Source organism: Methylopila jiangsuensis, from assembly GCF_027922305.1.
In the GTDB taxonomy this organism is placed as follows: Bacteria; Pseudomonadota; Alphaproteobacteria; order Rhizobiales; family Methylopilaceae; genus Methylopila; species Methylopila jiangsuensis.
The window spans coordinates 274,247-295,114 of sequence record NZ_BSFK01000005.1 but is presented as its reverse complement, the minus strand read 5'-3'; the positions used below and the strand labels follow the sequence as shown (position 1 = coordinate 295,114).

At 71.6% G+C, this 20,868-nt stretch carries 17 protein-coding genes; 4 read left to right on the top strand and 13 right to left on the bottom strand.

The window, feature by feature from the left end; all coding sequences use genetic code 11:
- The 5 genes from ppx to PKE85_RS02880 all read right to left on the bottom strand — a co-directional run bounded on the left by ppx (position 1) and on the right by PKE85_RS02880 (position 6,350).
- Positions 1-1,560, bottom strand: a complete 1,560-nt coding sequence (gene ppx / locus PKE85_RS02900; protein ID WP_428981304.1) for an exopolyphosphatase — start codon at positions 1,558-1,560, stop codon at positions 1-3.
- Entirely contained in the window at positions 1,557-3,770 is a 2,214-nt protein-coding gene (locus PKE85_RS02895) for an RNA degradosome polyphosphate kinase (RefSeq protein ID WP_271203286.1), read from the bottom strand. Before PKE85_RS02895 ends, ppx begins: the two co-directional genes overlap by 4 nt.
- Positions 3,771-3,873: 103 nt before the next feature.
- Positions 3,874-4,563 carry a P-loop NTPase family protein gene (locus tag PKE85_RS02890; RefSeq protein ID WP_271203285.1) on the bottom strand — a complete coding sequence of 230 codons (690 nt, stop codon included), beginning with the start codon at positions 4,561-4,563 and terminating at the stop codon, positions 3,874-3,876.
- Positions 4,560-5,750 (bottom strand): AI-2E family transporter, encoded by a 1,191-nt coding sequence (locus PKE85_RS02885; protein ID WP_271203284.1) that lies wholly within the window; start codon positions 5,748-5,750, stop codon positions 4,560-4,562. Before PKE85_RS02885 ends, PKE85_RS02890 begins: the two co-directional genes overlap by 4 nt.
- Before the next feature lie 45 nt (positions 5,751-5,795).
- On the bottom strand, positions 5,796-6,350 hold the full coding sequence (locus tag PKE85_RS02880) for a CDP-alcohol phosphatidyltransferase family protein (protein WP_271203283.1): 555 nt from the start codon (positions 6,348-6,350) through the stop codon (positions 5,796-5,798).
- Between the two features lie 171 nt (positions 6,351-6,521).
- On the opposite strand from PKE85_RS02880, the gene purM reads away from it, so the two are divergent.
- The 4 genes from purM to PKE85_RS02860 all read left to right on the top strand — a co-directional run bounded on the left by purM (position 6,522) and on the right by PKE85_RS02860 (position 11,123).
- Positions 6,522-7,604, top strand: coding sequence for a phosphoribosylformylglycinamidine cyclo-ligase (purM, locus tag PKE85_RS02875; protein ID WP_271203282.1), 1,083 nt, complete (start codon positions 6,522-6,524; stop codon positions 7,602-7,604).
- Complete coding sequence (gene purN / locus PKE85_RS02870; protein WP_271203281.1) at positions 7,601-8,245, top strand: phosphoribosylglycinamide formyltransferase; 645 nt, start codon at positions 7,601-7,603, stop codon at positions 8,243-8,245. The genes purM and purN overlap by 4 nt, the downstream gene beginning before the upstream one ends.
- Positions 8,246-8,315: 70 nt before the next feature.
- Positions 8,316-9,743, top strand: coding sequence for an aldehyde dehydrogenase family protein (locus tag PKE85_RS02865; protein WP_271203280.1), 1,428 nt, complete (start codon positions 8,316-8,318; stop codon positions 9,741-9,743).
- Between the two features lie 18 nt (positions 9,744-9,761).
- Positions 9,762-11,123 (top strand): aminotransferase-like domain-containing protein, encoded by a 1,362-nt coding sequence (locus tag PKE85_RS02860; RefSeq protein ID WP_271203279.1) that lies wholly within the window; start codon positions 9,762-9,764, stop codon positions 11,121-11,123.
- A gap of 13 nt (positions 11,124-11,136) precedes the next feature.
- Here the strand turns inward: PKE85_RS02860 and PKE85_RS02855 are convergent, their stop codons facing one another.
- From PKE85_RS02855 to PKE85_RS02820, 8 genes are all read right to left on the bottom strand, one after another.
- Entirely contained in the window at positions 11,137-12,297 is a 1,161-nt protein-coding gene (locus PKE85_RS02855; RefSeq protein WP_271204061.1) for an acylneuraminate cytidylyltransferase, read from the bottom strand.
- 148 nt (positions 12,298-12,445) lie between these two features.
- Positions 12,446-13,321 (bottom strand): N-acetylneuraminate synthase family protein, encoded by an 876-nt coding sequence (locus PKE85_RS02850; protein WP_271203278.1) that lies wholly within the window; start codon positions 13,319-13,321, stop codon positions 12,446-12,448.
- Between the two features lie 98 nt (positions 13,322-13,419).
- Positions 13,420-13,803, bottom strand: coding sequence for a phosphomannose isomerase type II C-terminal cupin domain (locus PKE85_RS02845; RefSeq protein WP_271203277.1), 384 nt, complete (start codon positions 13,801-13,803; stop codon positions 13,420-13,422).
- 67 nt (positions 13,804-13,870) lie between these two features.
- Entirely contained in the window at positions 13,871-15,181 is a 1,311-nt protein-coding gene (locus PKE85_RS02840; RefSeq protein WP_271203276.1) for a DUF6716 putative glycosyltransferase, read from the bottom strand.
- Positions 15,178-16,287, bottom strand: coding sequence for a hypothetical protein (locus PKE85_RS02835; protein ID WP_271203275.1), 1,110 nt, complete (start codon positions 16,285-16,287; stop codon positions 15,178-15,180). The genes PKE85_RS02840 and PKE85_RS02835 overlap by 4 nt, the downstream gene beginning before the upstream one ends.
- A gap of 7 nt (positions 16,288-16,294) precedes the next feature.
- Positions 16,295-17,692 (bottom strand): glycosyltransferase family 4 protein, encoded by a 1,398-nt coding sequence (locus PKE85_RS02830; RefSeq protein WP_271203274.1) that lies wholly within the window; start codon positions 17,690-17,692, stop codon positions 16,295-16,297.
- A gap of 24 nt (positions 17,693-17,716) precedes the next feature.
- Positions 17,717-19,438 carry an adenine deaminase gene (gene ade / locus PKE85_RS02825; RefSeq protein WP_271203273.1) on the bottom strand — a complete coding sequence of 574 codons (1,722 nt, stop codon included), beginning with the start codon at positions 19,436-19,438 and terminating at the stop codon, positions 17,717-17,719.
- A gap of 103 nt (positions 19,439-19,541) precedes the next feature.
- On the bottom strand, positions 19,542-20,750 hold the full coding sequence (locus tag PKE85_RS02820) for a S8/S53 family peptidase (RefSeq protein WP_271203272.1): 1,209 nt from the start codon (positions 20,748-20,750) through the stop codon (positions 19,542-19,544).
- Positions 20,751-20,868: the final 118 nt, after the last annotated feature.

Genomic DNA, 20,868 nt, shown 5'->3' with positions numbered 1-20,868 from the left:
TCAGACCGCGACCACCGCCGTCGGCCGGCCCACGAGCTTGCCGAGCCGGTTGAGGCGGTTGCGCAGCCGGTCGTTCTCCAGATCGCCGAGTTCGGCCGGCAGCTTGAGGGTCAGCACGTCGCGCTTCAGGGCGAGCGGGGTGCGCGGCAGGATGCCGGGCACCCCGGCCGAGACCACATAGGCCACCCGCATGGCGCCGCCGAGGGTGCGGGCGCGGTCGAGGATGCGGGTCGAGGCGATCTCCCGGATGCGCGGGCTCGCCTCGTCGTCCAGCAGGCCCATGTGACGGTAGAAGATGGCGAGCGACATGTAGGCCCGGCCGGGGTGGTCCACGCCGGCGAAGCTGCCATGGGCGATCATTTCCAGGCTCTGCTCCGCCCGGTAATCCGGATGGGCGCGCCAGCCGATGTCCGACAGCAGGCAGGCCGCATGGCGCCAGCGGCGCTCCTCCGGGGTCTCGTCGATGTCGAGGCTGCGGAACAGCCGGTCGGTCCACTCGATCAGGTCGTCGCCGTGGCGCGGCGCGCGGCTGCGCAGGTAGCCCAGATCGCGGGCGGCGGCGATCAGCGGGTCCTCCCGGCGCTGGTCCTCGTCCAGCAGTTCGTAGAGCAGGCCTTCGCGCACGCCGAGCGCGGACATCACCACCTCCTTCGGGCGGCCGATGCGCAGGATGTGCTCCAGCACCAGCGCGCCGTAGGCGAGCAGCGGGCGGCGCTCCGACGACACCACGCTGACGCCCGGCAGCGTCTCCGGGTCGATGCGGCGGCAGAGGCGGCAGAACTCCAGCGCCTCCTTGGCGGGTATGGTGTAGCCGTGCATGACGTGCAGCGGATAGCGCTTCTGCGCCATGTGCATGTGGGCGATGGCGCGCCAGGTGCCGCCCACGGCGTAGAAGGTGCGGTCCTTCAGGTTTTCGAGCTCGCCGGCCTTCTCCAGCGTCTCGCGCACGATGCGGTCGGCCTTCTTGATGGAGCGCTCGGACGCGTCCTGAAGCCGCAGGCCGCCCAGCGGGTAGGTGGAGCCCTTGCTCATGCGGGCCTTGACGATGTCGAGCAGCTCCAGGCTGCCGCCGCCCAGATCGCCCACCACGCCATTGGGCTTGAAGAAGCCGGAGACGACGCCGAGCGCCGACAGCCGCGCCTCGCGGGAGCCGGACAGAAGCTGCGCCTCGACGCCGGTGATGCGCTCCACCTCGTCGATGAAGGCGCGGCCGTTGTCGGCGTCGCGGGCGGCGGCGGTGGCCAGCACGAAGGTGCGGCCGACGCCCATGGCGCGGCTCAGCGTCGTGAACCGGCGCAGCGCCGCCAGCGCCTTGTCGATGTTGTCCTGGGACAGTTCGCCGGTGACGCCGACGGAGCGGCCGAGCGCGCACAGCTCCTTCTCGTTGAACAGGGCGGTCGGCGAGCGCGACAGCCCCTCGTAGACCACGAGACGGACGGAGTTGGAGCCGATGTCGAGGATCGCGACCGGCGCGCCATGGGCGAGCCGGCCGGGAGGCAGCGTGCGGCCGAGGGCGCCGGAGCGCGTCTCGGCCGCCTTGCGGGAGCCTTTCGCCGTCACGCGGCCCCGCCGCGCTTGGCGAGGCGCCGGGGCGAGGAGGTCTTCACGGACTTGCCGCGTCCGGACAGGCTGGGATTGGTCATGAAATACTGATGCGCGTTGAAGGGCTCTTCGCCCTCGGCCGGGACGATCCGGCGCGAGGTTCCGTCCGGCAGAACCGTCCAGCTCTGCTGGTTGTCCTTGAGGTTCGCGACCATGATCTGATCGAGCACCTGTTCGTGAACCGTCGGGTTGAGGATCGGCAGCATGGCCTCGACCCGGCGGTCCAGATTGCGCTGCATGAGATCGGCGGACGAAATGTACACATGGGCCTTCGGCGAGGGAAGGCCGTGGCCGTTGCCGAAAGCGTAGATGCGGCTGTGCTCCAGGAAGCGGCCGACGATGGACTTGACCCGGATGTTCTCCGACAGGCCCTCGACGCCCGGACGCAGCGAGCACATGCCGCGCACCACGCAGTCGATCTGAACGCCGGCCTGGCTGGCCTCGTAGAAGGCGTCGATGATCATCGGGTCGACGAGGCTGTTGCACTTCACCCAGATGGCGGCCGGACGGCCGTTGCGGGCGTGCTCGATCTCCTCGCCGATGTGCTGCAGCAGGCGCTTGCGCAGGGTGTGCGGCGAGGCCGCCATGCGCTCGAGCTCGGCCGGCTCGGCGTAGCCGGTGATGAAGTTGAACAGCCGGCCCACGTCGCGGCCGATCACCGGGTCCGCCGTGAAGAAGGACAGGTCGGTGTAGATCTTCGCGGTGATCGGATGGTAGTTGCCCGTGCCCACATGGCAGTAGGTGGTGAGGCCGCCGCCCTCGCGGCGCACCACCAGCGACAGCTTGGAGTGGGTCTTCAGCTCGATGAAGCCGAACACCACCTGCACGCCGGCGCGCTCCAGATCGCGCGACCAGCGGATGTTGGCCTCCTCGTCGAAGCGGGCCTTCAGCTCCACGAGCGCGGTGACGACCTTGCCGGCCTCCGCCGCCTCCGCCAGCGCCTTCACGATCGGGCTGTCGGAGGAGGTGCGGTAGAGCGTCTGCTTGATCGCCACCACGTTGGGGTCGCGCGCGGCCTGGTTCAGGAACTGAACCACCACGTCGAAGCTCTCATAGGGGTGGTGGACGACGATGTCCTTCTCCCGGATGGCGGCGAAGCAGTCGCCGGCGTGCTCGCGCACGCGCTCGGGGAAGCGGGGGTTGTAGGCCTTGAACTTGAGGTCCGGCCGGTCGACGGAGACGATCTGGCTGAGGTCGCCCAGCGCCAGCATGCCGTCCACCACGAACACCTCGTCGTCGGCCACGCCGAGCGCCGCCACCACGAAGGCGCGCAGCTCCGGCGGCATGACGTTCTCGATCTCGAGCCGGATGACCGAGCCCCGGCGGCGCTGCTTCAGCGCGCTCTCGAACAGGCGGACGAGGTCCTCCGCCTCCTCCTCCACTTCGAGGTCGCTGTCGCGGATGATGCGGAAACCGGCCTGGGCCTTGGCGTCGTAGCCCGGGAACAGACGGCCGATGAACAGGCCGATGACCTGCTCCAGGCTGATGAAGCGGATGACGCCCGGCTGGTCGCCCTCCGGCAGCCGGATGAAGCGTTCGATGCGGGCCGGCATGCGGATCAGCGCGTTCAGCGGACGTCCGTCCGACTGCCGCGCCAGCTGCAGCGCCAGCGTGAAGCCGAGGTTCGGGATGAACGGGAACGGATGCGCCGGATCGACCGCGAGCGGCGTCAGCACCGGGAACACGTAGTTGAGGAAATGCTCCTCCAGCCACACCCGGTCGGCGCGGGTCAGGCCGGCGCCGTCCACCAGCAGGATGTTCGCGCCCTGAAGCATCGCCTTCAGCTCCAGCCAGCGCACCTGCTGGTCGTGGGCGAGCGAGGACACCATCTCGCCGATCCTCGTGAGCTGCTCCGCCGGCGTCAGCCCGTCGGGGCTGAGCTCGGTCAGGCCGGAGCGGAGCTGGCCGCGCAGGCCCGCCACGCGCACCATGAAGAACTCGTCGAGATTGTTGGCGGAGATCGACAGGAAGCGGAGCTGCTCCAGCAGCGGATGGCTGAGGTTCGAGGCCTCCTCCAGCACGCGGCGGTTGAAGCCGATCCAGGAGACCTCCCGGTTCACGAAGCGGGCGGGGTCGCCCAGCCGGTCGGGCGCATGCGCCTCGGGCGCGGTTTCGAACTGCGCCTCGGCGATCGCCGCGCGCGGCGTAACGCTTGCGATTTCGGACATGCCGTCGTCCTTCTGAACCTGATCGACGCTCGCGTCGGACGGTTTCGTCGGCGCGGCGCGGCGCTGCATACGACGATTGTGTGACGGCTTCGCAACGGTCGGGTCAGTCATCGTCGCTCCTCAGGCGCCGCAGAACCTCTCCCGCCAAGCCTTTGCCCACGCCGCGCCCTCTGGCCAGCGATTCTCTATCAATTTCATCGACAATCGTCCGCGCCGCGCCGAGCGAACGATCGCAGTTGCGGCAGAGAAACTCGATCACCTCTTCGTCGACCCGGATCTGCCGGTCGTCGAACAGCTTCATCAGCACCGCGCGCATGGTCTCGTCGTCCGGCGCGTCCAGGCGGGCGACCGGCAGCGCCCGCAGCCGCGAGGCGAGATCCGGCAGCGTCGGCCACAGCAGCGTCGGCGTCGAGCGCGCCGTCAGCAGCAGGCGGGCGCGGCGCTCACGTGCCAGATTGAGCAGGTGGAACAGCGCGTTCTCATCCGCGCCCTCCCGGTCGACGTCGTCCAGCAGCAGGGCCGCGTCCTCGGGCGCGGCGCGCAGGCGCGCGATCGCGTCTTCGGCTGACGCCGCCTCGTCCGCGCCGGCGAGCGCGCGCCAGATGGCGGCGAGGTGGGACTTGCCGGCCCCGGCCTCGCCCACCAGCAGCAGAGAGCGGTCGGGCCAGTCGGGCCACGAGGTCGCCAGCGCATGGGCCGCGGCGTTCGAGGACGCGACCAGATAGTCCTCCGCGCCGAACCGGGGCTCATGCGGCAGCGCCAGGGGAATCTGGCGCGACGGCTCCCGGCTCATGCGCCCGCCTGCGGGTCCGGCGCGGGTCCGGCCTCGGGGGCGGTCAGCGCCGGCTGCGGCGGGGCGATGTCCTTGCGGAACAGGCTCGCGCCCTGGGGGCCGCCCGGAAGCACGTCCGGATGGCTGGCGTCTTCGCCGGTGTAGAACGGGCTTTCAAGATAGCGTCGGAGGCCGAAGCGCACCAGCACGCCGACCGCCGCCGCAAGCGGCACCGCCACCAGCAGGCCGACGAAGCCGAACAGGTAGCCGAACGCCACCAGCGCGAACATCAGCCACACCGGATGCAGGCCCACCGAGCGGCCGACCAGCCGCGGCTGCAGGAAGTTGCCCTCGACGAACTGGCCGAAGGCGAAGATGCCGAGCACCAGCGCCACCATGCCGTAATCCGGCCAGAACTGGACGATGGCCACCGCCAGCGACACCAGCAGGCCGGTGATGGAGCCGATGTAGGGGATGAAGCCGATGACGCCGGCGCCGAAGCCGATCAGCAGGCCGAAGTTCAGCCCGACCATGGTGAGGGCGATGGCGTAGAAGGTGCCGAGGATGACGCAGACCAGCGCCTGCCCGCGCACGAAGCCCGCCACGCCCTCGTCGATCTCCCGCGCCAGCTTCCGGATCGTGACCTTGTGGCGCAGCGGAACCCAGTCGTCGATGGTCGCGACCATGCGGTCCCAGTCGATCAGCATGTAGAAGGCGACCACCGGCGCCACCACCAGCAGGCTGATCACCGAGATCACCGCCTGTCCGCCGGTCCAGAGCGAGGCCAGGAAGCCGGACAGGTAATTCATGCCCTGGCTGACGATCTCGCCCAGCGACGACTTCACCTGCGTCAGCCCCTGCCCCAGCAGCCGATCGATCCAGGGCGCGTTCTGCGACGCGATCAGGTCCTGCAGCTTGGCGATGGTCTGAGGCAGGTTCTCCACGAACTTCGAGAGCTGCGCGCCCATCAGCGGCGCGATCAGCATGATCGCCAGCACGAAGATCAGCACCACCGAGATCAGGATCACCACCGTGGCCCACACGCGCGGCAGGCCGAGGCGCTCCAGCCGGTCGGCGATGGGATCCAGCAGGTAGGCGAGCGCCAGCCCCACCACGAAGGGCAGCAGGATGCCGGAGAACAGGAGGAGGAACAGCGCCAGCACGGCCGCGAAGCCGAGCCAGAACAGGATCTGCCGCTGCAGGGTCATGAGCGCCGATCTCGCTTAAAGCTACCAAGGGGGTCGTGATCGCCGTCAGCCGCCCGGACCGGAAAGCGGCGCGCCGCTGACGTGGCGCGCGAACGCGTGGACATATGCGGCCGCCGAAAGCAGCGTCAAGCCGCCGACCACATAGGCGCCGGCCCGCTCCACGCCGCCGAGATCGAGGCCGAATCCCGAAGCGCCGAGCACCGTTCCGGCGAAGACGATCTGCGCGGCGGTGTTGGCCTTGCTCACCTTCAGCGGCTCGATGGCGAGCGGACGCTCGATCACCCAGCACAGGATGACCGCGCCGACGATGACGATGTCCCGGAACACCACCGCGATGGCGAGGCCGCGGGGGATGTCGTCCCGGATCGCAAGCGTGACGAAGATCGCCACCAGCAGCGCCTTGTCCGCCAGCGGGTCGAGATAGGCCCCGAGTTCGGTGCGCTGGTCGAAGGCGCGGGCGATGGCGCCGTCGATCGCGTCGGTCAGCCCCGCGAGCGCGAACACCCAGAACGCCGCCAGCGGCTGGCCGGTCAGGATCAGCCACACCACCAGCGGCACGGCGAACAGCCGCGCGATCGTCAACAGGTTCGGCAGGTTCACGACGCCAAAACCCTCTCATGCGGGCGCATTGGCGCGCCCTCTCCGCACATAGGCGGCCCATGCGGCTGTGAAAAGCCGGACCTCCGGACCGGCGGCGCGCCTTGCGCGGTTGCGCGGGGTCGGGAGCCGGTCTAAGGGGTCGTCGGAACAGCTTGGGAGTTTAAGACGATCATGGCCGAGACGGACGCGGGCGGCGGCCTGACCTATGCCGAGGCGGGCGTCGACATCGACGCCGGCAACGCGCTCGTGGAGCGGCTGAAGGCCCTGGTGCGCGCCACCCGGCGCCCGGGCGCGGATGCGGAGATCGGCGGCTTCGGCGGCCTGTTCGACCTCAAGGCGGCGGGCTTCGTCGATCCGGTCCTGGTGGCCGCCAACGACGGCGTGGGCACCAAGCTCAAGATCGCCATCGAGACCGGGCTGCACGACACCATCGGCATCGATCTGGTCGCCATGTCGGTGAACGACGTGGTGGTGCAGGGCGCGGAGCCGCTGTTCTTCCTCGACTATTTCGCCTGCGGCAAGCTGTCCGGCGACACCGCCTACGAGGTGGTGAAGGGCATCGCCACCGGCTGCATGGAAGCGGGCTGCGCGCTGATCGGCGGCGAGACCGCCGAGATGCCGGGCATGTACGCCGACGGCGACTACGACCTCGCGGGCTTCGCGGTCGGCGCCGCCGAGCGCGGCAAGCTGCTGCCGCGCCGGGACGTGAAGGCCGGCGACGTGCTGTTCGGCCTCGCCTCCTCCGGGGTGCATTCCAACGGCTATTCGCTGGTGCGCCGCATCGTGGCGCGCTCGGGCGTGTCGCTGGAGGCTCCAGCCCCGTTCGAGCCGCAGAAGTCGCTCGGCCGGGCGCTGCTCGCCCCGACCCGCCTTTATGTGCGCCCGCTGATCGCGACCCTGAAGGCCGCCGACGGCGTCAAGGCGCTGGCCCACATCACCGGCGGCGGCCTGCCGGACAACCTGCCGCGGGTGCTGCCCGACGGCCTCGGCGCCCGCATCGACCTGTCCGCCATCGCCGTCCCGCCCGTGTTCCGCTGGCTGGCGCAGGCCGGCGGCGTGGCGGAGGCGGAGATGCTGCGCACCTTCAACTGCGGCGTCGGCATGGTGGTGGTGGCCGCCGCCGAGGCCGCCGACGCGATCGAGGCCTCGCTCAAGGCCGAAGGCGAGACGGTGGCGCGCATCGGCGTGATCGAGTCCATCACCGCCGCCGACGACCCGGTGCGCTTCGACGGCGCGCTGAAGCTCTCCGCATGAGCCGCGCCCGCGTCGCGGTCCTGGTGTCGGGCCGGGGCTCGAACATGGCGGCGCTGATCGACGCCGCCCGCGACCCCGCCTACCCCGCCGAGATCGTCGCCGTGCTGTCCAACCGGCCGGACGCCGGAGCGCTCGGGATCGCGGCGCGGGCGGGCATCGCCACGGCCGTGGTGGATCACAAGGCCTATCCCGACCGGGCGAGCTTCGACGCCGAGCTCGACCGCGTGGTGCGGGGCTTCGCGCCGGACGTGGTCTGCCTCGCCGGCTTCATGCGCATCCTCACCGACGGCTTCATCGAAGGCTGGGGCGCGAAGCTGATCAACATCCATCCGGCCCTGCTGCCCAGCTTCAAGGGGCTCGACACGCACGCCCGCGCGTTGGAGGCGGGCGTGCGGCTGCACGGCTGCACCGTGCACGTGGTGACGCCCGAGATGGATTCCGGCCCCGTCATCGCCCAGGCCGCCGTGCCGGTGCTGGACGGCGACGACGAGGCGGCGCTCGCCGCCCGCGTGCTCACGGCCGAACACAGGCTCTACCCGCACGCGCTGGCTCTGTGGGCGACGGGCGCGCTGCGGCTGGATGACGGCCGGGTGGTCGGCGCCGACGCCGCCCGCGCGCCCGAGGCGCTGATCTGGCCCTGAACGGCGGGCTGGACGCCGCGCCCGCGCCCGGCGATGCTCCCCGCCGCCCGACGCCCTGAAGACCGCGTTCATGACCCTCGCCCCCGCCGCCGACAGCCGCGACGACCCGCCCTCCGCGATCGCGGAGCTGGTGACGGCCGCGCGCGCGGCGCAAGGGCTGGTCGCCCACTGGCCGCAGGATCGGATCGACGTGGCGGTGGCCGCCGTCGGCTGGCGGCTTTCCGAGCCCGAAACCGCCCGCCGCCTCACCGAGCAGGCCTGCGCCGAGACCGGCTTCGGAGCGGCCGAGGATTCCCGCGCCCAGCTCCTGCGCCGCGTCCACGGCGTGCTGAACGACCTGCACGGCGTCACCACGCTCGGCCTGTTCGACGCCGACCCCGCCCGGGGCTTGCGCCGCTACGCCAAGCCCATCGGCGTGATCGGCGTGGTGACGCCGGCGACCGCGCCCATATCGGCCATCGCCGTCAACGCCCTGAACGCCGTCAAGACCCGCAACGCCGCGATCTTCTGCCCCAACCCCGGCGTGCGCGCCGCGGCCCGCGCCGCGGTCGAGGTCGTCCGCGCGGCGCTGACCGAGGCCGGCGCGCCGGCGGACCTCGTGCAGATCGTGGCCGAGCCGGACCGTTTTCAGGTGCGGGAGCTGGCCGAGGCGGTCGATCTGGTGATCGCCACCGGCGGCGTCGACACGGTGCGCCGCGCCGCCTCCGCCGGCCGCCCGGCCTACGCCGCCGGCCCCGGCAACGCGGTGATCGTGATCGACGAGACCGCCGACCTCGACCGCGCGGCGGACGCGATCATGGCCGGCAAGACCTTCGACAACGGCACCTCCTGCTCGGCCGAAAGCTGCCTCGTGGTGGAGGCCTCGGTGGAGCCGGCGTTCCGGGCGGCCATGGAAGCGCGCGGCGCGCATGTCTGCGACGCCGCCGAGGGTCTGCGGCTGCGCCGCGCGGTGTGGCCGGACGGGCGTCTGGCGCGGGCGGCGGTGGGCCGTCCGGCCGCGCGCATCGCCGCGCTCGCCCGCATCCGCGCACCGAAGACGACCCGCGCGCTGGCCGCCGCCCTCGCCGAGCCGCTGGAGAACGATCCGCTCTGCGGCGAGAAGCTGTCGCCGGTGCTGGGCCTGATCGCCTATTCCGGCTTTGATCAGGCGGTGGCGCTCACGCGCCGGCTGACCGCCATCTCCGGCCCCGGACACAGCTGCGGCGTCCACACCGCGCGGCCCGAGCGGGCGGAGCAGCTGGCGGAGGCGGTGGAGGTGAGCCGCGTCATGGTCAACCAGTCCACCGGCTTCGGCAACAGCGGCGACGCCGGCAACGGCATGCCCTTCACCACCACCATCGCCTGCGGCTCGTGGGGGCGCGGCGCCACCAACGAAAACGTCCACTGGCGGCATTTCCTCAATTACACATGGGTGTCGGAGCCGGTCGCCCGCCCGTGGCTTTCCATGGACGACCTGACGGCGCCCTATCGGACCGCCCATCCCGCCCCCGACGCCTGACCGTCCGACCGAGGCCGCATGGGTTCCTCGTCCTCCTGGCCGCCCGCGCTGACCGTCGATGGCGGGCCGCTCTACCAGCAGATCGTCGCCGCGCTCGAAGCCGCCGCGCGGGAGGGGCGCTTGCGGGAAGGCGACCGCCTGCCGCCGCAGCGGACGCTGGCGGCGACGCTCGGGGTCGACCTCACCACCGTCACCCGCGCCTATGCGGAGGCGCGCCGGCGGGGCCTGATCGACGCCGTGACCGGGCGCGGCTCCTTCATCGCGCCCCGGCCGGAGCCGGCGGGACCGGCGCTTGATCTCAGCATGAACATTCCGCCCGCGCCGCGCGGGGTGCGGCTCGGGGAGCTGATCGCCCGCGGCGTGGCGGAGATCGCCGCCCGGACCGACATGGACGCGCTGATGTCCTATCATCCGGGAGCGGGCGCCTCCGCCGACCGGGCGGCCGCGGCGGCATGGCTGCGGCCCGCCTTCGGCGACAACCTCGACCCCGACCGCATCCTGATCGCGGCGGGCGCCCAGAGCGCCATGGCCGCCATCGCCGCCCATCTCGCCGGCCCCGGCGGGACCATCGCCTGCGAACCGCTGGTCTATCCGGGCCTGCTGGCTCTCGCGCAGGCGCTGCGGCTCACATGCGCGCCCGTGGCCGCGGACGGCGACGGCATGCGCCCCGACGCGCTCGACGCCCTGTGCCGGGCGCGCAGGCCCGGCCTGATCTATCTCAACCCGACGATTGCGAACCCGACCACCGTCACCATGAGCGCGGAGCGCCGCCGGGCGCTGCTCGAGGTCGCCGCGCGCCACGACGCGCCGATCCTCGAGGACGACCCTTATGCGCCGCTGGCCCGGGACGCGCCGCCGCCGCTCGCGGCCGGGCGGAGCGCCGCGCGGGTGTGGCACGTTCACACCCTGTCCAAGAGCCTGACGCCGGGCCTGCGGCTCGCCTATGTGGCGGCGCCCTCCCCGGACGACCGCGCGCGGCTGACGCCGGCCCTGCGGGCGCTCAGCCTGATGCCCGCGCCGCTCAGCGCCGCCCTGCTCGCCAACTGGATCCGGAACGGCGTCGCCCACGACCTTCTCGACGGCGTGCGGGCGGAGGCCCTGCAGCGGCAGGCGCTCGCCCGCGCGCTTCTTCCGGGCGCCCGCGCGCATCCGAACGGGCTGCATCTCTGGCTGCCGATGCCGGACGGGCTGGACGCCCGCCGGCTCGCGGAACGCGCGCTGTCGCAGGGGCTCGCGGTGACGCCGGCCGGCGCCTTCTCGCCGGGAGAGACAAAGGTGAACGCCGTGCGCGTGGCGCTGGGCGCGGTGCCCGAACGGGCGCGGCTGGAGGAGGCGCTGCGCCGGCTGGCGGGGCTGATCGAGACCTCGCCCCCGCGCTGACGGCGGCCTGCCCTCAGCCCGCCCGCGGATTGGCCGCGATCAGCGCCTCGCACAGCTCGCGCAGCGCGCCCTTGCCGCCTTCGGCGGCGAGCACGAGCTGCGCTGCGTCCTTGGCCTCGGGCCGGGCGTCGGCGGGCGCGACCGCGAAGCCGACCGCGCGCATGCACTCCAGATCGTTCACGTCGTTGCCGATGTAGACCGTCTCCGCGCGGGTGACGCCGTGCTGGGCGAGCCAGCGGTCCAGCTCCGGCAGCTTGTCGTCGATGCCCTGCCGCACCTCGATGTCCAGCTTGCGGCCGCGGGCGGAGACCACCGGGTTCGGCTCCTTGGACAGGATCAGCGGACGGATGCCGGTGAGCTTTCGCAGCCGGCCGAGGCCCATGCCGTCGGAGCGGCTCGCCATCACCGCCTCGCGGCCGTCCTGGTCGACCCAGACCCGGTCGTCGGTGAACACGCCGTCGAAGTCCATCACCAGCGCCCTGATCCCGGACGGGACGCGCGGCGCGGCCGCGCCCTCGCGCTTGGCGAGGATGGCCTCGATCACCTTGAAATCGGCCTCGCTGTCGATCTCCACCGGCGGGGTGTCCACCTCGATCAGGGCGGTGCGGCCGCAGAAGCGATGCCCGGCGGCGCGGAACGCCTTCACGTCCATGGCGTAGACCGCGCCGGTCTCGAGATACTGCGGCTCAAGCTCCTGCCGGCGCTTGCGGGGCTGCGTGTGGTCGTGGTTGACGCCCTGCGCCGAGCCGTCCGCCGCCCGCGACCACAAGAACCCGTGGTTGGGCGAGGCGGTGAAGGCCGCGACCGTCCCGTCGCGCCCGATGGCGGCGACCGCCCGCTCGATTTCGTCCGATGTGGTGAAGGGCGAGGTGCATTGCAGGAACACCAGCACGTCCGCCGGCTCTCCCCTCGCCTCAAGCACGTCGAGCGCGTGGATCAGGGCCGATTCCGACGACGCCTTGTCGCCGGAGATGTCCGCCGGACGGTCGATGACGCCGGCGCCGGCCGCGCGGGCCACGGACGCGATCTCGGCGTCGTCGGTGGAGACATAGACCGCGTCCACGCCCTTGGCGCCCAGCGCCGCGGCCACCGTGCGCGCCACCAGCGGCACGCCGCCGAGCGGCCTGACATTCTTGCGCGGCACGCCTTTCGACCCGCCACGCGCCGGAATCACCGCGACGCAACCCACGATTCGTCTCTCCCCCGGTTCAAAAATCTCGCTCGTCCGCGCGGATAGACCGGCTTGAGTCCACGCGCAAACGAAACGTGGCCGGCTTTCAGGGCCGGCCACGTCCTCTATCGGATCGGTCGTCAGACGCGGATCAGGAGACCGCGCGCAGCGACGGCTGCCACTTGAGCTTCTTGCGCTGCACGTCCTCGACGTCGAGCACGTCCTTGGACTTGAAGGTCAGGGCCTTCTCGACGTTGTGCAGGTCGCGCACCAGACGGCGCATGCCGTCCGGCTCCAGCGAGGCGGCGTGGTCGGTGCCCTTCCAGGTGCGGTCGAGCGTGAAGTGACGCTCGATCCACTCGGCGCCGAGCGCCAGGCCGGCGATGTCTGCGGCGATGCCGAGGTGATGGCCCGAGAAGCCGATCTTCTTGACCCGGTCCTCGAACTTCTCGCGCAGGCGGGTGATCTCGCGCAGGCAGAGGTCCTCGAACGCCACCGGGTAGCCGGAGGTGCAGGAGTAGACCACGAGGTCCTTGGCGCGGCCGCGCTCCTCGTAGAACGTGATCAGCGTGTCGATCTCGTCCTTGGTGGTCATGCCGGTGGAGACGTGGATCTCGCCGGCGTAGTTCTCGGCCAACCAGCCCTGCAGCTCGAAGTTGGAGTTGGTGGCGGACGGGATCTTGATCAGGTCCGGCTTGAGGCTGGTGATCTCCTTGGCGGAGGTCATGTCCCACACCGAGGTGGCGTAGCCGATGCCCTGGCTCTCGCAGAACTCCTTGAGCTCGGCATGCTGCTCGACGGTGAACTCCAGCGCCTCGCGGTGCTCGCCGTACGTCGCGCCGTAGGAGTTGGCGGGAACCGGATGGGGCGCGCTGAACTGCGCGGGCGACAGCAGCTCGCGGTTGTTGCGCTTCTGGAACTTGGCGTAATCGGCCTTGCAGACATGGGCCGCGACGGAGACCAGCTCCTTCGCGATGTCCATCTTGCCCATGTGATTGCAGCCGATTTCGGCGATGACTTTAACCATGTGAACGTCTCCCAACCTAAACGAACAGATCGATACGGATCGAAAACTTCGGCGGCCCGAGCCCCCCGCCCGGACCATCCCAAATCAGTTTGTCGCCCTCACGCGGAAGGCGGAGCCTCCGGGGCCCGGCCATAATCGTCCTCGAGGCGCTCGATGTCATCCTCGTCCAGCGGATCGCCCCGCTGCACTTCGATGAACACGAGATCGACCGCGCCGCCGTTCTCCACGCGATGCACGCAATGGAGAGGAAGGTGGACGGCCACCCCGCGCGAGACGGGGATGCGTTCGTCGTCGCGGGTCACCACACCCTCGCCTGCGACGACAATCCAATGCTCTTCACGAAACTGGTGACGCTGCAGAGACAACCGCGCGCCCGGCGAGACGACAATACGCTTGACCACGTAGTCGTCTCCCCCCGCGACAACCTCCCAGGTCCCCCAGGGCCGGGTGTCGCGCTCGCCGACGGCGTAACGATTAGCCATGCTCTCTCCTGATTGTGCGACGCACCATAGATCGGCGGCGTCGGAAAGAAAAGACGGTATCCAGATATTACCCTCGAGGCGTGAACCGGCGCACCTGCCTCAAGCGCTTCGCCATGGCCGCGACCAATCCCGCGCCAAGCTTGGGTTTTTCGATCAGATGCGGCGCATGCAGGGCGATGGGACCGGCGCGGCCCAGCGCGAAGGCCAGCCAGTCGGGCGATCCGTAGGCTGGAACCAGCGATCGCAGCGGCAGCGCCGCGCCCAACCCGTCCTGGCCCTGAAGCAGGCCGACGCACCGGCTCAGCAGCGCTTCGGCGTCCGGGCTCGCGCCGGAGCGCGCCGCGAGCCAGTCGCGATCCACGGTCTCGGGCATGTGCGGCGTCAGCGACGCCATGGGCGCAAGACAGCCCGAACCCACGAAGAAACCGGTGCCGAGCGCTTCCGAGACGCCGAAATCCGAGATGATCCGGGTCGGCACGCCGCGCGCCATGGCCTCGATCGCGACGGTGGAGCTCACCGTCACAGCCAGCGAGGCGCGCTCCAGCAGCTCGCTCGCCGGCTCGTGGGTGAAGGTCAGATTGTCCGGCCGCCCGCCCCGCGCGAACACCTCGCGCGCAAGGTCCTCGAGGTGAAAGCGCGCGTTGTGATGGGCGGTCTCGTCACGGGCGTGACGCAGCTTGATGGCGATGTCCGCGTCCGGGAACCGGCGCGCCAGCGCGGTCAGTTCGCCGAGGATGTGCAGCCGCTGCATGCGCCGCGCCGGGATCACCGGCTGCTCGAAGAACACCACGCTCGGCCGCCCCTGGGGCGCAGGGCGCGGCGCATGGTCGAGCCCGAGCAGGCCGGTGACGATGCCGTTGGTGTCGTCTACGCCGATCTCTGCGGCCGCGGCCTGATACAGCGCAAGGTCGCTCTCGGTGTTGAAGCAGACCAGGTCGGCCGGCGCCCGGCTCATGAAGCCGGCGAGATGATCCGCCAGCACCACGCCCGGCGAAGCCACGGCGACGATGGGGCGGGAGGGCTCGCGGCTCAGATCGGCCGCGGCGAGCGCGAGAAACAGTTCGCGGGCGCGGCCGCCGTCCACCACCGCGATCACCACATGGGCGTCGCGGAACAGGCGCTCGTTCACCAGCCGCTGGGCGGCGACGATCGGCACCGTCTCGTGAACGCCGCCGGCGCGCAGCTGGCGCAGCGACAGCTGCCCGGCCGAGGCGGCGAGCGCCGCGAGCTTCAGGCTGGCGCCTTCGGCCTCAAACCTGCGGCCGATCATCGCCGCCGTCTTCACAAATGAATCGTAGGTTCCGATCGCCAGCACCCGGCGGCCGGCGAAGCGTCCTTCCGAGGCGTCAGTCAGTGGCGTCGCTGGCGAAGACGTCATAAGGCGGCGGGCGCTTCCGAGGGTGATTCCGCGTCAGGACATACGACGTGAATCCTTGGGTTGAAAGCGTCATGCGCCCGAACAACGGCGAGGATGTGATCTCTCTGCCGGCGCAGGTATCCTTGCGGAAGCCCAAAACGGTAGATCGGTAGCGCCGGATCTATGGCCGCCAGCGTGTCCGCCGCGGACGAGGCGATCACCGCCACCGCCGCGGGACGCCGCTCCGCCTCCAGATACGCGAGCTCGATGGGAAGCGCCGCCGGCTCGAAGGCTAAGCCGGCTTCCGCGGCCAGCCGCGACGCCCGGTCCGGGTTCTCGCCCCGGTGCGGGCGGTAGACGATCGGGCCGGTCAGCCCTTCGCGCCGAAGAGCCGCCACGCCGTCGCGCACCAGAGCGACGTGACGGTCCGGATCGGCGATCCGCGCCTCCACATGGTTTGCGCCGAGCAGCCAGACGGTCTCGCCCCGCCCCGCTCGCCGCTCGGAGCGGAAACTCTCGAAGGCGTGTGGCTCAACGCGGTCGTCAGGCCGGATGACGCTGTCCAGCAGGCGGCCATAGATCGTGAAGAACGTCACCTGCGGCGGCTCGAACCGGGGCGGATCGCCGAGCATGGCGCGGGCGAGGCCCGTGCGGAACCACCCGTCGGTGAAGCGCCTGGGGTCCGGCGTCGGCAGTCCCGCGCGCCACCGCGCCGCCTGCGGCGTGATGGAGCCGTCGTCCAGCAGCGTGAGCCGGACACGGGGAACACGCTCGGTCAGCGTGCGCTGGGACAGGTTGCGGTAGTCCCCGAAGGCGAGTTCGCCATAGGCCTCGCCGCCAAGCGACGCCGCGAGCCGTCGCAACGCGCTCCTGTGCAGGGCGTCCGCCGCGTCCCGCATCAGGCGCGGGGCGTAAGGCGCGGGACGGGGACGGCCGGACACGCGCAGCACCCGCCGCCACAGACCGGGCCGCCGCGCCAGCAGCGCCTCAACCGCGCCGCCGCCGCCCGCCCGGTCGCCGAGCAGGACGAGGTCGGCCTCTCCGCCCGACCGGCGCGCGCGCCACTCCATCGCGTTCATGAGCTGGAGCGGCGACGACGCCACCGCGAGACTGAGACCGGCCGTCATGCGGACATCAGCCGGCGAGCCGTGCGCCGCCGCCCGCGACGACGTCATCCCAGAGCTCCTCCAGCCCGCGGGCCAGAGGCTCCGGCGCGAACGCCGCGGCGCGCTCGCGCCCCGCCGCGCCAAGGCGGACCCTGAGCGCCGGATCGCGCGCCAGCGCCGTCAGCGCGGACACGAAGGCCTCGCCGTCGTCCGGCGGCGCCAGAAGGCCGGTCTCGCCATGGACGATGGTCTCGGCGTGGCCGCCGACCGCATAGGCCACGACCGGACGGCCATGGGCGCCCGCCTCCAGCGCCACGCGCCCGAACGGCTCGGGCCAGGCGGTGGGAAGCGCGACCACATGGCAATCCGCGAAAAGCCGTTCGAGGGCCTCCCCCTCGGCCCGTCCGTGCATCTGCACGCTCGCCTGAAGGCCCAGCTGTCCGATGCCGTCTTCGATCGACCGGCGGCACGAGCCTTCGCCCACGATGTGCAGCCGCGCCTCGGGCACCGCCTCCAGCACCTGCGGCCACAGGTCGAGCAGGCGGCGCTGGCCCTTCTTCGGGGTGAGGGTCCCCACCGTCAGCACGTCGAAGCCCGACGCCGGCTCGGGCGTCTCGGAGCCCGGCGCGATGGGGGTGAGCGGCAGCCGGCGCACCTTCGCCGGGGGCAGAAGCTCCCGCGCCAGCCGCTCCAGATGGGCGCTCGCCACCAGCGTCAGCGCCGCGCGCCCGAGCCGGTCGCGGCGGAAGGCCAGCGCCTCGTCGGCGAAGCGCGCGGCGAGCGTCTCCGCCCAGCTCTGCGGGGCGTCGGCCGGCTCCAGATGCTGGTCGAAGCGCGGCGTTGAGAAGCGGTGGTCGCGGATCACCGCCACGATGGGAAGGCCCGCCGGCGCCGCGCCGGCCGCCACCTCGATCGCGCGGGCGTTGTCGGCGTGGATCAGCTCCGGCCGCACCTGCGCGATGATGCGGACGAGCGCCTGTTCATGGCCGCCGCCGGGCGTGGTGCGGTGAGTCATGGCGACGCCGCCCGGCGGGCGCGCCAGATAGCGCGCCGCGAAGGCCTCCGCCCGTTCGGGCGGCGCCTCCGCCAGTTCGGCCGCGGCCTGCCGGGCGAACGCCAGCCACTTCAGGCCGAAGGGCCGCCGCTTCAGGCGGTTCACCTCGGCCTGGGTCAGGCGGTGCAGCGGCCAGGCGGCGAACGCCGGCAGGACGAGCGCGTCCACGCCCTCCACCTTGCGCCGCAAAGGCGCCGACGCCCCCTTCTCGAAGGTCACCACCATGGCCTGATCGCGCAGCCGAGGCTCCCGCAGCAGCAGGTGCAGGCTCCGCTCCGCGCCGCCGCCCTCGTCGGGCGGGTAGCGATCGGACACCACCAGCACGCGACGCCTCGGCAGACCGGCGAGCAGCCGATCGAACTCATCCGCCATACGGGCGGCCTTTCTTACGGGACGTCACGGGGCGACGACCTCGAATCTGTCCACGTCCACCAGACCGAAATCCGTGATCTTCAGATGGGGAATGACGGCGAGCGGCAGGAACGCCACCTGCAGGAACGGCTCCGCCAGCCCGCAGCCGAGATCGCGCGCCGCGGCGCGCAGCGCCAGCAGCTTTTCGCGCACCGCCTCGTGGCGTTCAAGGCTCATGAGGCCCGCGAGCGGCGCGGCGAGTTCGGCCCGCGGCTCTCCGCCGGCCGCCACCACGAAGCCGCCGCCGAGCGCGATCACCCGGTTGACGGCGACCGCCATGTCCTGCGGGTCGACGCCCACCACGCAGATGTTGTGGCTGTCATGCCCGACAGACGAGGCGATGGCGCCTTGCGTCAGGGTGAAGCCCTTCACGAAGCCGCGGCCGATGTTGCGGTTGACGCCGTGCCGGGCGACCACCGCCACCGGCAGCGCGTCCTGGCGCGTGTCGGCGGCGAGCTCCCCGTCGCGGGCGGAAAGCTCCAGCTCCAGCCGCTCGGTCACGATCTTGTCCGGGATCACGCCGATCACGGGCTGGCGGCCCGAGCGGCCGCGCGGCTTGAGATCGGCGGCGGTGACGGCTTGCGCCTTCATGCTGTCGAGCCCGACCGGCGCCGGTCCATTCCGGCCGGCGAACAGCGCGTCGCGCACCACCCGGCCGCCAGCGATCACCGTCTCCACGCGGCAGCCCTCATAATCGGACAGCAGCGCCAGATCGGCGCGCTTGCCCGGCGCGACGAGGCCCCGGTCGCGCAGGCCGAAGGCGTTGGCGGCGGACCAGCTCGCCGAGCGGTAAACATGGGCCGCCGGCGCGCCCTGGGCTATGGCCCAGCGGATCATGTGGTCGAGATGGCCTTCGGCCGCGATCTCCACCGGATTGCGATCGTCGGTGCACAGCGCCACGAAGGCCGAGGTCTCGGGTGTGATCAGCGGCCACAGCGCGCGCAGGTCCTTGGCGATGGAGCTCTCGCGGATCAGCACCGTCATGCCCTTGCGCAGCTTCTCGAGCGCTTCCTCATAGGTCGTGGATTCGTGGTCGGTGCGGATGCCGGCGGCGAGGTAGCCGTTCAGGTCAAGCCCGCGCACCAGCGGCGCGTGGCCGTCAATGTGCGCGCCCTGGAACGCCGCCAGCTTGGCCATGCAGCCGGGATCGCCGTTCAGAACGCCGGGAAAGTTCATGAACTCCGCAAGGCCCAGAGCCTTCGGCCGCCCGACGAACGGCAGCAGGTCCTCCGCCTCCAGCCTCGCGCCGGAGGTTTCCAGCGGCGAGGCCGGCACGCAGGAGGACAGGTTGACCCAGATGTCCATCACCGCGGCCTCCGCCGCGCGCAGCGCGTAGTCGATTCCGTCCGTCCCCAGCACGTTGGCGATCTCGTGCGGGTCCCAGATGGCGGTGGTCACGCCATGGGGCAGCACGCAGCGCTCGAACTCGGCCGGGGTCAGCAGCGAGGATTCGATGTGGACGTGGGCGTCGATGAAGCCGGGAACCACGGTGAGGCCGCGGCCGTCGACGATCTCGGCGCCGTCATAGGATTCGAACACGCCGACGATCATGTCGCCCGCGATCGCCACGTCGCCCTCGTGCAGCGTCGCGGTGGCGACGTCCAGAATCCGGGCGCCCTTGATCACCAGATCCGCCGGCTCGCGACCGCGCCCCTGGGCGATGCGCCGCGCGAGCGCCTCGGGCGTGATGCTCTGCCGGTCCCACATGACGACTCCTGCCTCGCGGAGCCGTGATCTTGGCCGCGCCGCCCCTCACGCTCAAGCCCAACCTAGCGAAGCCGCCGTGGCCGGGCCAGCGCGCCGGTTGTTTTTAGCGCGCGCCCACCACCTGAACAGGCGCCCCGCTGGCCACCATCGTCGCAGCCGTAACGGAGGCGCAGACGTTGGGCGCGGCGAAGGAGGTGGCGTCGTTCACCGCGAGCTGGCCGGGCCGCCCGTCGCCCAGAGGATCGAAGGCGAGCCGGCCGCGCCCGTCGACGGAGAAGATCATATCGGACGGGTAATGCATGTAGGCGCCCTGCTGCAGCGAACGCCGCACATGGCCGGAGGTGGCGGGGTAGCCGTAGAACGCCAGCAGGTCCGCGGTGCGGTACAGGCCCTCCTGCAGGAATTTGCGCGCGAAGCCCAGGCGTACGCGGCGGCCGGCCTCCGGCGGCAGCGCGGCGAGGACGTCCGGCGTCGCGATCGCCGCCTCGGCGGGCAGACGGCCCACATAACGGTCGATCAGCGCCCTCTCCTCGGTGAAGGCGGAGCCGCGGAACACCAGCTCCCGGCCGCGGTTGAGGCTCACGCCGCCCTCGGTCTCCGTCACCACGAACTGGCCCGGCGTCCACACGGACACCATGTCGGGCATGCTGGTGTATTCGGCCCGCCGGCCGTCCGCGCCCAGCGCCCCGATGGCGTAGACGCCCTCGTTCAGCGCCAGCATGTTCACCAGCCGGTCCGGCGCCGTGTTGCCGGCGGCCACGAACACCGGCACGCCCCGCGCCCGGAGCGACGCCATGGCGTCGCGCACGATGCGGTAAGGGTTCTCGCCGCCGGCGATCTCCACCAGCGCGTCGAGCGCCCGCGCCTTGCGCCGCGCCAGATCGCGCGGGCTGATGCGCTCGGCCGCCGGAAGCTGGCCGTTGACGTCGTCGAGGTCCACCGGCAGCACGATGGAGCTGATCACCGCCGCGGGCCGCTCCAGCCGCCCGGCCTCGATGTCGGCCACCAGCCGCGCCATGTCGCGGGCGAGCGTGACGGCGTTGAACACCGGGTCGATCTGGTAGGCCATGACGCGGCCGTGGGTGCGGCCGGCGATGGCGGCCACCAGATCGCCATGCCCGACGCGCGCCGCCTCCGGATGATCGGGATCGGTGAGGTCGTCGTCCAGATTGGCGGGGCGGTAATAGCGGAAGGTGTCGAGCACCACGAAAGGCGCCGACGAGGCGCAGGCGCCCGCCACCGCGGCCTCCGCCTCCATGCTCGCGAACTGGCGGGGATCGGCGAGCGACCCCGCCCCCCAGCGCGGGGCCATATCCGGGCCATATCCGTCCGCGGCGGACGCGGGGCCCGGGGCCATGCCGCCCTCCCCGCCCTGAAACACCAGAGCGCACGCCAGAACGGCGAGCGTCGAAAGCAGCTTTCCGATCCCG